We start from the raw sequence: 12415 nt of genomic DNA, 5'->3' as shown, positions 1-12415 counted from the left end.
GCACAAATCAGGGGGCTAATCTATATCCACCCGTTTCCGTAATCAGAATAGAGGCCGATGAGGGTTCGTCTTCAATTTTTTGACGCAGTCGATAGATATGCGTTTCCAGTGTATGTGTTGTCACACCAGCATTATATCCCCAGACCTCGTTAAGCAATATATCCCGCGAAACCACTTTTCGTCCGGCCCGGTACAAATACTTCAAAATCGAGGTTTCCTTTTCTGTCAGCCGGACCTTCTGCTCGGTCTCCTTATGTACCATAAGCTTGTTTGCTGGCCGAAAACTGTAAGGACCGATTGTAAAAACAGCATCTTCGCTTTGCTCATGTTGACGCAGCTGAGCGCGAATGCGGGCAAGCAAGACCCCGATACGAAACGGTTTTGAGACATAATCATTGGCACCGGATTCCAAACCCAGGATTTGGTCGCTATCAGTGTCCTGCGCCGTTAGCATGATAATCGGCGCTTTTATTCCGGATTTACGGATCAATTTACAGGCCTCACGTCCGTCCATATCCGGCAACCCGACATCAAGTAAAATCAAGTCAAAATGATTTGTCTTTATTTTCTCAAGTGCGGCAGATGCTTTGTCGGCTTGCATCGTGATAAATTCTTCATGTAGGTCCAGCTGCTCTGCCAGAGTCTCGCGAAGGCTGTTATCATCGTCAACCAGGAGAATTTTTTTGCCGGTTGTCATTACTATATCCCCATCTAAATTTCTATTGCGGCGCCGAATGCGGCCTTGACTACCATAGAAATTGGTTCCCTGTCCTTGTATTCAAGGTCTACACAACGCACAACAACCGCATTTTCACATAGAAGTGATCTGCCTTTACTTCCAAATCACAGGGTTGTCAGACGCATCTTGCCGGAACTCCTACCAAAAATGAAGCATTGGTTTCGGTAAACTGGGAGCGACCGGCATGATTTTGAATTTAAATGCTCATTTGACGCTGAAACTAGATTAACATTTGCCGCCCGCCCTCCTCGCCTGCTAATACTCTTTGGGTCAATTTATATCCTTACCGCTGGAATCCGGGACGCCATGAGCAGAACTGACGCGCAAAAAAAAGAATTAAAAAAACTACGCAATGTTGACCGCGCTATTGCCGATCTCCGCCGCGGATTACCCGTGGTCATTATCGCTGGCAGTGAGGCGTCAGTTGTTCTGGCGACCGAGATGGCTTTTGCAGGGGAGTTGAAAGAGCTCGAAAATCTGGGCGGGACACCCCCTGTATTGGCCTTGACTGCACATCGTGCAAACGTCCTTCATATCAAACCCACGGGCGATCCCGCCGTAAGGCTGAAAATTGAGGCCTGGATGGATGCACCGCTTATGCGCGCACTCGCAGATGCAACACATGATCTGGATCAACCTTTCCGGGGACCGTTTACGCGCCTGAAAGGAGACCTTCCCGAGGCTATACCAGCCGCGATCAAGCTGGCAAAACTCGCCCGCTTGCTTCCCTCTGTCCTGTCGACGGACCTGGCTGCCAACGTTGCTATTGAGCTTGCCAAGAGCGCGGATTATTCCACGGTTACCCTTGCGGATATTTCCGCTTTTGAAGCCACCGCAGCAGTGCACCTAAAATCAGTTGCCGCGGCCCATGTTCCCCTGCAATCAGCTGAAAATACGGTTTTCCATGCTTTTCGCCCTGAAGATGGCGGTATTGAGCATTTGGCCATTCTCGTCGGCGACCCCAATCGTCACGAGCCGGTTCTCGCCCGGCTGCATTCCGAATGCTTTACCGGTGATTTAATCGGGTCACTCAAATGCGATTGCGGGGAACAGCTTCGCGGTGCTCTCAAGGCAATCAGTGACGCGGGCGGCGGGGTCTTGTTATATCTGGCGCAAGAAGGACGCGGGATCGGCCTTATCAATAAATTACGGGCTTACAAGTTACAAAGCCAGGGATTTGATACTATCGACGCCAACGAACGGCTGGGGTTTGACGCGGATGAGCGGGTGTTCCAGCCAGCCGCCGAAATGTTCCTGCAGCTCGGGTTTAAAAAGGTCCGTTTAATGACCAACAACCCGGAAAAAGTTGACGGGTTAGAGCGGCATGGAATTGAGGTGGTCGAACGGGTAACCCATAAATTCCCATCCAATACTCATAACGAGCTTTATCTTGCAACTAAGAGAAAGCGCAGCGGGCATTATTTGTAGCCTTTTGTTTTAAAGGCGGCAATTTTTGCCGCAAGATAATTTTTGATGCCGTATAACCGCAGTTTTCCGGGAGGTTTGTTGGCACATTCCTTGCTTTTTATGAAGTAAGGAGAGATGAATGTCGATTAACCCCACAACCAGCGACCCCTACGCCTATTTGGACCGAGCGCTTCCAAACTCGCCCGTAGCGCAATATGTTCCGGCCGCATCAACCGCAGCCGTCGATGAGCCTAATGCATTCGGTGAGGACGGTTTTGGCTTTGACGACTTTCTCGACATCATAAACCCGCTTCAGCATATACCGGGAGTATCATCCATCTACCGGGAGATTACGGGCGATCAGATAAACCCTGGTTCTCGGTTGATTGGCGGATCTATTTTTGGCGGCGGTATCGGCCTTGCCGTTTCTTTCGTCAATGCAGCAATTGAAGACAGCACGGGTAAAGATATTGGGGCCCATTTTTTCAATATTTTCACACCAGGCGCAGAAGATACACCTGAAACCATACTTGCGGTTACGCCGGAGGAGGCAAAGGTGCAAACACCGCCAGCTGCATCAACACCGCCTGTACTGCCAGCCGGGCCGCTTCCGGTTATTCCGAAAACTCAGCCGGCTGTCCCAAAAGAAGAAGAGGCATCTGAACTTCCAGCGGCCACCCCCATTGGCTTGCAATGGAAGGGCAAGAAACCGGATTTTGCGCAAAATCTCGAACAGGCGCGGGCCGTTCATACACAGGATTTGACGCAAGCTCAGCTAAATACCGTATTCAGAAGTTTTCAGCTTGCGAAGGAGCCTGCTGTCGCGGCGCAAAAAGCAACAGCTGCTTATGAAAAGGCCGCCTTGGTACAACCCGCCGTAACCACCTCTATAGCAGCGACAGCTGAACCGCTCACCAATTCAGAAAACTATCCACAAACGGACATATCTCGCTAAGAAGATGACATCAGAATACAGGTAGATTATTGTCCTCTCATGGATATTCATGTGCGTTTGGTCAAAGGCTCACAAGGTAAGCTTGTTTACGGGCCTCTTGAATTTGATTGTGCCCTGGGAAAGGCCGGGGTTACCGAAGAAAAACGTGAAGGTGATCACGCCACGCCCGTTGGGCGATATCTCTTGCGGTGGTTATTTTATCGCGCCGACAAGATTTCAAATATTCAATCCCTGCTCCCACAACAGAAAATCTCAACAGTCGACGGCTGGTGCGATGCGCCGGACCATGAACATTATAACCGGTATGTCAGGCTGCCTTTTGAACATAGTCATGAAAAGCTCTGGCGAGACGACGACCTCTATGATCTGGTTATTGTCTTGGGTCACAATGATAGCCCCGCCGTCCCCGGGGCCGGAAGCTGTATCTTCATACATGTGGCGCAGGACCAATATGGACCAACGGAAGGCTGCGTAGCGCTCAAAAAAACTGATTTGGTTGAATTACTGGCCGAACTTGACCCAGAATGCTGGATCGAGATTGCCCCCGCAGATTAACCTGTGCGCATCCCGAAAATGGCTGTACCGACCCGCACGGAGGTCGCCCCGAATTGAATTCCTGTTTCATAATCCGCACTCATACCCATGCTTAATTTTGACAAACCATGGCGCGCTGCGATTTTTGCCAACAGCGCAAAATGAGGTGCAGGTTGCTCGGAAACAGGGGGAATACACATCAAACCAATCACATTGAGATTGAGCTCTGTGATGCAGGTTTTGATAAACGCATCCGCGTCTTCCGGAATAACCCCCGCTTTCTGCGGCTCCTTGCCCGTATTCACTTGTATATAAACGGGTAAATGCTTATCAAGCGCGCGCATTTCCTTGGCAAGTATCTTCGCAAGCTTCATTCGGTCGACTGTTTGAATACAATCAAACAAGGCAATAGCTTCTTTTGCCTTGTTGGTTTGCAGGGGCCCAATCAAATGTATCTTTACGCTGTTAAATTCCGATTTCAGTTGCGGCCATTTTCCTTCAGCTTCTTGCACACGGTTTTCACCAAAAATTCGGTGACCTGACTGTAAAGCAGCGCGGACTAGTTCAACAGGTTGCCTTTTGCTAACCGCAATAAGATCGATATCTTCTACCTTCCGGCCCCATTTTTGGGCAACCGTGATAATCCTTGTCTGTACGTCAGCAAGGTTGAGAGAAACATCATTTTTTAAAGGTTGGTTTTCCTGAGACATGTTCTTTCCGGAAAGCGGTTAATGGATCGGCAGACTAGCACCGACGGACTTAAGGCTCAATTCCCGAATTTCAACATAACACCAGAGTGATGTAAAATATGATCAAGTTCTGCGGCTACATGTTTCTATCGAACCGGTTTATTGCAAAAAGGATGATTTAACCGTCCATTTTCTACAATTTGTCTGTTTTACGAGCTTTCGGCATATACCCATACTTCTCCATCATATGCGAATGAGCTGTCGTAATTCTGTCAATCTGCTCTGGGTTAAGGGCTGTTTTCCATTGTCCGGCCTTACCAACCCGAAAAAACTTTTCTGTTTTATCGGACCGTTCATTAAATCCTTTTTCTTTTTCTTGCTTTTGCAATGCCCCGAAAGAGGAAAACTTGATCGCGCGTCGCAATCGTTGCTTAGGTGGATTTAAACCAAGAAATTTTGCCAACCCACCGAACGTCTTCTCGGGTTTGAAAAGCATGTCTTCATATCGCATGGTATGACACATGGATTTCTCCATGGTCTCCCAACTTTTCACATGGTCGGACCAAGATCCCAGGTAATCCTGAACTTTTCGATCAGTTTCCGCGCTATAGGCGTCCGGATCATTCAGCATTCCAATACCGTCATCAAGAGGCAATCCATAATGATCCGAAAGTGAAATGACAACATCCAATGGATTTCTAACAATATATACGGCGCCAGCCGTAAAACCCGGAGTGATCAACGGGACATCAAGTATCTTGCCAAGAAAATTATGTGTTTTTACAAAAACGGAGTCAGGTCGAGACCGGGCATATGCTTCTTGAACTTTTGGGATAAGCGCTGCGACCTCCTCAGGGCTTAAGCTATCAAATGGCTTTCGAGAAACCGTTTCATACCAGCCTTTATTGCCATCTCCGATAGTGAATTTGGACAACTCATTCAAATCTGCTGGCCGTTCGGCGTTGGTCAGCAAATTGTGTAAAAACGTCCGAACCCAGGTATTACCGGACTTGGGATAGGATGCCAGCCAGATTATCCCGCCCATTGAGTGTGCTCCGAAAATAAGGCGGCAATGCTATTTAGGAAGATAGCCAAACTCCTTCATCATATGTTGGTGGCAATCGATAACTCGATTTTTTTGATCGTCAGATAATAACTCTTTCCATTGGCCCGCTTTTCCAACGCGAAAAAACAGGTCTTTATCATTGGGTCTTTCCTTAAACCCCTTTTCCAGTTCCTGCTTTTTTAAATTATCAAACGAAGAGAATTTAATCGCTTTTTCAAGCTGTTTTCGAGAATGTTTTAACTGGAGGAAATGGGTCAAGGCACTAAAGGTCTTTCGGGGCTTCGTCAATAAATCCTCATACCTTAATGTCAGCATTTTCGCGCCTCGTTGTTCTTGCCAGGATCCCACATGGCTTGTCCAGGATCCGTATATCTGAGCTACTTTGCCCTCACTGCCCCGAGCTGTCGCCCGGGGATTATTCAACATATCAATGCTCTCATCCAGATCCATATCATAATGGCTTGCCATGGAAACGGCTATGTCCAGGGGGTTTCTGACAATATAGACTGCGCCGATTGTACATTCCATCGTAATAAGAGGAACATTATGGAGGGAGCCAACAGCGCTGTGTGTTTTTACGAACACCGGCCCCGGTCTCATATTGGCAAAGGCCATGTGAACCGTTGGTGTAAGCCTGGCAACTTGCTGAGGGGTTAATTCATCGAAGGGTTTCCCGCTGGCTTTTTCATACCAGGTTTTGCCGCCGTCACCATAGGTCAGGCTTGAAATCATGTTAATATCAAACGGTTTCGCCGGGTCGAAATGGAGGTTATGTAGAAAGGTTCTGATCCAGGTGTTTCCGGATTTTGGATAAGAAGCCAACCAAACAATGCCGCCCATTTTTTTATTCCCAAATCTGCGAAGTCGCTTCTATTTCGGCAAATAGTCGAATTGTTTCATAGTCTCACGATGACAGTCGACTATTCTGTCTACCTGCTTGTCTGACAGAACATCTTTCCATTGACCTGCCTTGCCAACTCGAAAAAAGCTATCTGTTTTAGGTGATTGCTCAAAAAAACCCTTTTCTTCTTCCTGCTTTTTGACCGTTTTAAAAGACGAAAATTCTATCGCCTTGTTCAACCGCTCTTCCGGTGGATTTAGGCCCAAAAACCGCCCCATATTTCGAAAGGTTTCTTCAGGCTTATCTAACATATCTTCATATCGCATTAAATGAAAATGCTGTCGGCTAAACGGTAGCCAGGATGTTACATGTCCTGACCAAGAGCCTAATATTTGTTCAATCTGTCCACCTCGTGCACCCATTTTATCCGCTGGGGCGCCGGCAATACCTTTTGGGTTATTCAAAAGATCAATTCCGCCTTCCAAGTCCAACCCAAAATGGTCGGAAAGAGAGATAACGACATCTAGGGGGTTGCGGATAATATAAATTGCACCGGCGGTGTATTCCATGGTTATCAAGGGTGTTCCATAAACAGACCCAAATGAGCTATGGGTTTTTACAAACACTGAATCGGGGCGACTCATAGCATAGGCTCGGTGCACCTTTGGCGTCAGTGTTGACAATTCTTTACCGGATATTTCCGAAAGAGGTTTTCCTGCGACTTTTTCATAGGAAGGCGCACTGGCGTCGCCCATCGTGAACGTATCAAGCTCGTTTATATTTGCTGGCTTATCCGGATTGGTCAAAAGATTATGAATAAACGTTCGCGTCCAGGTGTTCCCGGACTTAGGGTAGGATGCCAACCAGATTATGCCGCCCATGTATTCTTTTCCGCTAAATTGATTTTCCGGCAATCTAATTTATACAAGAGAGCTGTGCAATAAAAAAGGAGGGCAATTTCTTGCCCTCCTCAAATTCAGCTTTCCTTCAAATTAGAAGGAGAGTGCTGTACCGATGAAGTAGATTTGAGAATCGCCTTCAATTCCGCTACCTGATGTATTGTCATACAATTCAACACCACCAAAGGCTGTGATGCCTGGTCCAAGTGTGTATTGTCCGCCAATAACCCAGTTTTCCAACTCTGGTTTTGGACCAGATGTTACGTCAACTTCGGAGTTAGAATATTGTACGCCAACTGCCCATGGGCCCATGCCGTATTTAACACCAGCTGAGTATGTTTTCTTGTCAGCATCTTTAACACCACCGATGTCAAGCTGTTTACGATAGCCACCACCAACGGTGAAACCAGCGAAACCAACCTGTGCACCCAGAGTATATTCTGACTGATCTTCAGCAGCACTAGATGTTGTGTAAGCAGTTGTACTTGTTTTCGTGCTTCCACCTGTCGCTGGGTCGAATGCAAACGCACCAGTGTATGTCTGAGTTTTGCCGATTTCCGCGCTGTTATAACCAGCAGAAAGAGCAAGATCAACACCACCGAATTTATTCACATAGTTGACTGCGAGTGAGTAACCACGATCAAGACCGCCTTCAAGCTGTGTCGGAGCATAAACAGAATGCTGACCAGTTTCAGATGATCCATCAGGAACATAAGAACCACCGAGCTGGAAGCCAGCAAAGCGTGGTGTAAAGTAAGAGATCTTGTCTTTATCGGAGAACATTGTTCCACGTGTGGAGTTTGTTACACCGATAGGATAGATGTTTGGTGAATCAGCTGAGTACATAGGCACTGGTGACGGAGCGTCATAATGCATAAGGTAAGCAGCGCCATCTTCAGAACCGAACAACACACGACCGAAAGAACCTTGAATGAAGATATAAGTTTCGTCGATCTGGTCAGCTGAGGCAGCATATGCTTCCAACTGGATGTTTGCGCCAATTTTCAGGCCATTGTCCAAAGTAGTTGAACCAGTGAAGAATACTTCACCTTCTTGCGTTACACGATCAGAGATACGCTCAAGGTTTTCTGAAGTTGGAGCAGAACCTTTATCTTGATCATAATCAGCATAGTAATATGTAGACTGCATGTAGCCGCCAACACCGAGTTTGATTTTATCTGCTGCGGAAGCGTTTCCGACAGCAAGCGCACTAACAGCGACAAGTGCTGTAGTACCCAAGATTGCTTTTTTCATTTTGTCTCCCCTCTGCTTAAAAATAAGCTAGAGAACTAAGTTTAATAACAGACGCGGGATACCAAGACCCCTTAGCCAAGAGCGAGTAAAGAAGGTTAACCGCCCTTTGGTCAAGCGGTAGGCGCCCCAGTTTTTCTCAAAAAACACCGACTGTGCTCAAAAAGTCACAACTGGCTCATTGTCTTAAGTTGAAATGCCGGTCATTACTCAGGTAATCGAGATCTCAAGTAACCAGCGCTGCAGATGTAATTTTGTATTTTCACCTGTTGTGGAGGCTTTGAAGCTGGAGTAAAGTGCCTTCCTTGATTACGCCCAATTCTTAGGGCTACGTAACAGGATTGTGTAAGTTTCCAGAGGTATATCAATGACAAGATGTCGTTCCTTTTTTTATGTATTTTCGGGATTCGCTCTGAGCGTGTTTCTCATGGGCTGTGATGCCAACCTGGGAACCGATTCTGCGTTTCCTGAAAGTAGTCGCGGCGTCGTCTATCAAGATGGTAATGCGCCCGATGATACGATCTTTGGTAAGGGCGGTATTTTCGGCGAAGATGATAAATCACTTGGTGAAGGGGGCGCAGGCGGTGGCGGGCTTGGCGTAAATGCCTATTTATGGCGGGCATCTCTGGATACGCTGGCCTTTATTCCGCTCTCTTCTGCGGACCCGTTTGGCGGCGTGATCATAACCGATTGGTACTCGCCGCCGGAAAGCCCGGGTGAGCGCTTTAAGCTGACAGTTTATATTCTTGACCGTCGCCTGCGGGCAGATGGCCTGCGGGTAACGGCCTTTAAACAAAATCAAGATACGACAAATCAGTGGGTTTCCGTGAACTTGACACCGAAAGTAACGACAGATATTGAAAATGCGATACTTAGTCGGGCACGTGAACTTCGTGTCGCGCGAGAAGGCGAGTAATCTCCCTTTTTCACTTTATTCATATTAGACCGTCCCGAATGGGGCCGTACAGGTAGTCATCCATGTCCCGCTATAACGCAAAAGAAGTAGAAGCCAAATGGCAGGCCGTCTGGGCTGACAAGAAATGCTTTGAAGTTGAAGCCGATAGTTCCCGGCCAAAATATTATGTCCTGGAAATGTTTCCCTATCCCTCCGGCCGGATCCATATCGGGCATGTCCGAAATTACACAATGGGCGATGTGGTTGCCCGTTATAAAAAGGCACAAGGCTTTAATGTTTTGCACCCGATGGGATGGGACGCCTTTGGCCTGCCCGCGGAAAATGCTGCCCGCGACAAAGGAGTACATCCTGCCGAATGGACCTATGCCAACATCGCCAATATGCGGGATGAACTGAAAAGCATGGGGCTCTCCCTTGATTGGAGCAAGGAAATTGCGAGCTGCCATCCGGGCTATTATGGACATCAACAGAAGCTTTTCCTGGATTTCCTCAAAGAAAAACTGGTGTATCGCAAGGAAAGCTGGGTCAATTGGGATCCTATCGACATGACCGTTCTCGCCAATGAGCAGGTCATAGATGGCAAGGGCTGGCGCTCTGGCGCCACGGTGGAAAAACGCAAATTGAACCAATGGATGTTCCGTATTTCTGACTATAGCGAAGATTTGCTGGACAATCTTGAGAAGATGGACCGCTGGCCCGACCGGGTCAGGTTGATGCAGCAAAACTGGATCGGTAAATCGACCGGCGCCCATGTCTCTTTTGACGTTATCGGCGAAGCGGATTCGCTGGAAATTTATACGACCCGCCCCGATACATTGTTCGGGGCAAGCTTTATGGCCGTCTCCGCGGATCATCCCTTTACGCAAAAGCTGGCAATTTCAAACCCGGAGGTTGCTGCCTTTGTCGCCGAGTGCCACCAAATGGGTACCAGCGAAGAAGCGATTGAAAAAGCAGAAAAAAAAGGTGTCGATACGGGTTTCACTGCGGCGCACCCTTTCATTGAGGGAAAGAAACTTCCTGTTTATGTCGCCAATTTCGTTTTGATGGATTACGGAACCGGCGCCCTGTTCGGGTGCCCTGCCCATGACCAGCGCGACTGGGACTTCGCCAAGAAATATGGCCTGGATATTCTTCCCGTCGTCTCATCTGATGGCAGTGACGTAACGGAACTGGGGGACGCGCCTTATACCGGACCCGGTAAAATCATCAATTCGGATTTTCTGAATGGATTAGACGTTGAGGCTGCAAAAACCAAAATCATCGAACGGCTCGAAAAAATCGGAAAAGGTTCGGCCAAGGTGAATTACCGGCTGCGCGACTGGGGGTTGTCACGTCAGCGCTATTGGGGATGTCCCATTCCGGTCATTCATTGCGATGCGTGCGGAACTGTTCCCGAAAAAGAGGAAAATTTACCGGTTGTTCTTCCCGAAGACGTTACTTTCGACAAACCGGGCAATCCCCTGGATCATCATCCAAGCTGGAAACATACGGCTTGCCCCTCCTGTGGGAAAAACGCTGTCCGTGAGACAGATACCATGGATACTTTCGTCGATTCCTCCTGGTATTTTGCCCGATTCTGCTCCCCGCGTGCCGACGTCCCGGTAGAGCGGGATAAGGTGGATTACTGGCTTCCGGTCGACCAGTATATCGGTGGCATTGAACATGCCATTCTACATTTGCTTTACGCACGGTTCTATACCCGGGCGATGATGATCACCGGTTGGTCGCATGTGGAAGAACCCTTTGCCGGATTGTTTACCCAAGGCATGGTTACCCATGAAACCTACCGCAATGCGTCCGGGGAATGGTTGCTGCCTGAAGAAGTCGCGCATAATGACAACGGCGACCTTGTTGAAATTGAAGGCGGCGGGGCCGTCACAATTGGCGGCATCGAAAAAATGTCGAAGTCAAAGAAAAATGTCGTCGACCCGGGTGCCATTATCGATAAATTTGGCGCCGATGCTGCGCGGTGGTATGTGTTATCTGACAGCCCCCCAGATCGAGACATGGAATGGACAGATGCCGGCGCAACGGGTGCATGGCGGTTTAAACAACGCCTGCACCGCTATATCATCGAAAACACCGAGTTCGCTTGCGCACCGGGAATGCAGGAGCCAGAGGAAATTCCTGAAGCCGCTCTGGCGCTCCGTAAAACAGCCCATAAAACAATCATGCAGGTAACCGAGAACCTGGAAAACCTCCATTTCAATAATGCGATCGCCCGCATTTATGAATTTATGAAGGCGCTCAATGAATTTGATGTTTCCGATCCGTCGGATGGATCCCGCTGGACCTTGCGGGAGGCTCTGGAAACCATCGTCAATCTGGTGGGTCCAATGATGCCCCATCTTGCGGAGGAGCTATGGCAGTTGCTGGGACATCAAACCATTTTGGCAGAGACCTCTTGGCCGCAGGCGGTCAAGGCTCTGACGATTGAAGATACCGTCACCATGGCAGTGCAGGTTAAGGGCAAATTGAGGGGGACCATTGAAGTTGCCTTAAATGAACAGAGCGATCGTGTTGAAGAAATTGCTTTGGCGCAGAAATCGGTTCAGAATGCAATCGGTGAAAACACCATTCGAAAGATTATTGTTGTGCCGAACAGGATCGTCAATGTCGTCATTTAGGATCAGTCTGGTTTGCTTGCTCTTCCTGGGCCTGGCAGCCTGTGGTTTCCAGCCGCTTTATGGCAGCGCGACGCAGAATGCCGATGTCCAGACCAAGCTTGCCGATATCTATATTCCTCCCATCAAAGGGCGGACCGGTCAAATATTGCGCAATGAACTGCTTGATCTAACTACACCAAAGGGCTTGCCGTCAGCGCCAAAATACAGGCTTACCATAGGCTTAACCGAAGCCAAGACCGGATTGGCTATTCAGTCAGACGATACCAAAACCCGCTTTAACCTGACACTGAACACCTATTTCAATCTGATCAATACTTCGGACGATTCCAAAATATATAATGGCTCAACCCAAACGATCGCGTCTTATAACGTTGTTGCCTCTGATTTTGCCAATCTGGCCGCTGAAATAAACGCGGAAAAGCGGGCGGCCCTGGTTGCCGCCGAGCAGATTCACCAGCAGTTATCCGTCTATTTCGCCGGACGATAATGCT

The 12415-nt window shown here is 48.3% G+C and carries 12 protein-coding genes; 6 read left to right on the top strand and 6 right to left on the bottom strand.

Annotated elements, in window-relative coordinates; all coding sequences use genetic code 11:
• Positions 1–7 precede the first annotated feature (7 nt).
• The gene (locus tag NBZ79_RS00425; RefSeq protein ID WP_251934473.1) at positions 8–697 is read right to left on the bottom strand and encodes a response regulator transcription factor; all 690 of its coding nucleotides are present in this window, start codon (positions 695–697) and stop codon (positions 8–10) included.
• 348 nt (positions 698–1045) lie between these two features.
• Between NBZ79_RS00425 and ribA the strand changes: the two genes are divergently transcribed.
• The 3 genes from ribA (at position 1046) to NBZ79_RS00410 (ending at position 3656) form a co-directional block, all read left to right on the top strand.
• Entirely contained in the window at positions 1046–2167 is a 1122-nt protein-coding gene (gene ribA / locus NBZ79_RS00420; RefSeq protein WP_251934472.1) for a GTP cyclohydrolase II, read from the top strand.
• A 118-nt stretch (positions 2168–2285) separates the two neighbouring features.
• Positions 2286–3101 (top strand): hypothetical protein, encoded by an 816-nt coding sequence (locus NBZ79_RS00415; RefSeq protein WP_251934471.1) that lies wholly within the window; start codon positions 2286–2288, stop codon positions 3099–3101.
• Positions 3102–3152: 51 nt separating this feature from the next.
• The gene (locus tag NBZ79_RS00410; RefSeq protein WP_251934470.1) at positions 3153–3656 is read left to right on the top strand and encodes a L,D-transpeptidase family protein; all 504 of its coding nucleotides are present in this window, start codon (positions 3153–3155) and stop codon (positions 3654–3656) included.
• Here the strand turns inward: NBZ79_RS00410 and NBZ79_RS00405 are convergent.
• The 5 genes from NBZ79_RS00405 to NBZ79_RS00385 form a co-directional block, all read right to left on the bottom strand.
• Positions 3653–4345, bottom strand: a complete 693-nt coding sequence (locus NBZ79_RS00405; RefSeq protein ID WP_251934469.1) for a YggS family pyridoxal phosphate-dependent enzyme — start codon at positions 4343–4345, stop codon at positions 3653–3655. The genes NBZ79_RS00410 and NBZ79_RS00405 overlap by 4 nt on opposite strands.
• Before the next feature lie 172 nt (positions 4346–4517).
• Positions 4518–5369: a sulfotransferase domain-containing protein gene (locus tag NBZ79_RS00400; RefSeq protein WP_251934468.1), complete on the bottom strand. Its 852-nt coding sequence runs from the start codon at positions 5367–5369 to the stop codon at positions 4518–4520.
• 30 nt (positions 5370–5399) lie between these two features.
• On the bottom strand, positions 5400–6230 hold the full coding sequence (locus tag NBZ79_RS00395) for a sulfotransferase domain-containing protein (RefSeq protein WP_251934467.1): 831 nt from the start codon (positions 6228–6230) through the stop codon (positions 5400–5402).
• 30 nt (positions 6231–6260) lie between these two features.
• A complete protein-coding gene (locus tag NBZ79_RS00390; protein WP_251934466.1) occupies positions 6261–7112 on the bottom strand; it encodes a sulfotransferase domain-containing protein in 852 nt (283 codons plus the stop codon).
• Positions 7113–7223: 111 nt separating this feature from the next.
• Positions 7224–8384, bottom strand: coding sequence for a porin (locus NBZ79_RS00385; RefSeq protein WP_251934464.1), 1161 nt, complete (start codon positions 8382–8384; stop codon positions 7224–7226).
• Between the two features lie 364 nt (positions 8385–8748).
• On the opposite strand from NBZ79_RS00385, the gene NBZ79_RS00380 reads away from it, so the two are divergent.
• From NBZ79_RS00380 to lptE, 3 genes are all read left to right on the top strand, one after another.
• Entirely contained in the window at positions 8749–9297 is a 549-nt protein-coding gene (locus NBZ79_RS00380; RefSeq protein WP_251934462.1) for a DUF3576 domain-containing protein, read from the top strand.
• 62 nt (positions 9298–9359) lie between these two features.
• The gene (gene leuS / locus NBZ79_RS00375; RefSeq protein ID WP_251934460.1) at positions 9360–11924 is read left to right on the top strand and encodes a leucine--tRNA ligase; all 2565 of its coding nucleotides are present in this window, start codon (positions 9360–9362) and stop codon (positions 11922–11924) included.
• A complete protein-coding gene (gene lptE / locus NBZ79_RS00370) occupies positions 11911–12411 on the top strand; it encodes an LPS assembly lipoprotein LptE (protein ID WP_251934459.1) in 501 nt (166 codons plus the stop codon). The genes leuS and lptE overlap by 14 nt, the downstream gene beginning before the upstream one ends.
• Positions 12412–12415 lie beyond the last annotated feature (4 nt).

Source organism: Sneathiella marina (assembly GCF_023746535.1).
In the GTDB taxonomy this organism is placed as follows: Bacteria; Pseudomonadota; Alphaproteobacteria; order Sneathiellales; family Sneathiellaceae; genus Sneathiella; species Sneathiella marina.
Note: the sequence above shows the minus strand (reverse complement) of the source record. Positions and strands in the feature narration are given on the sequence as shown.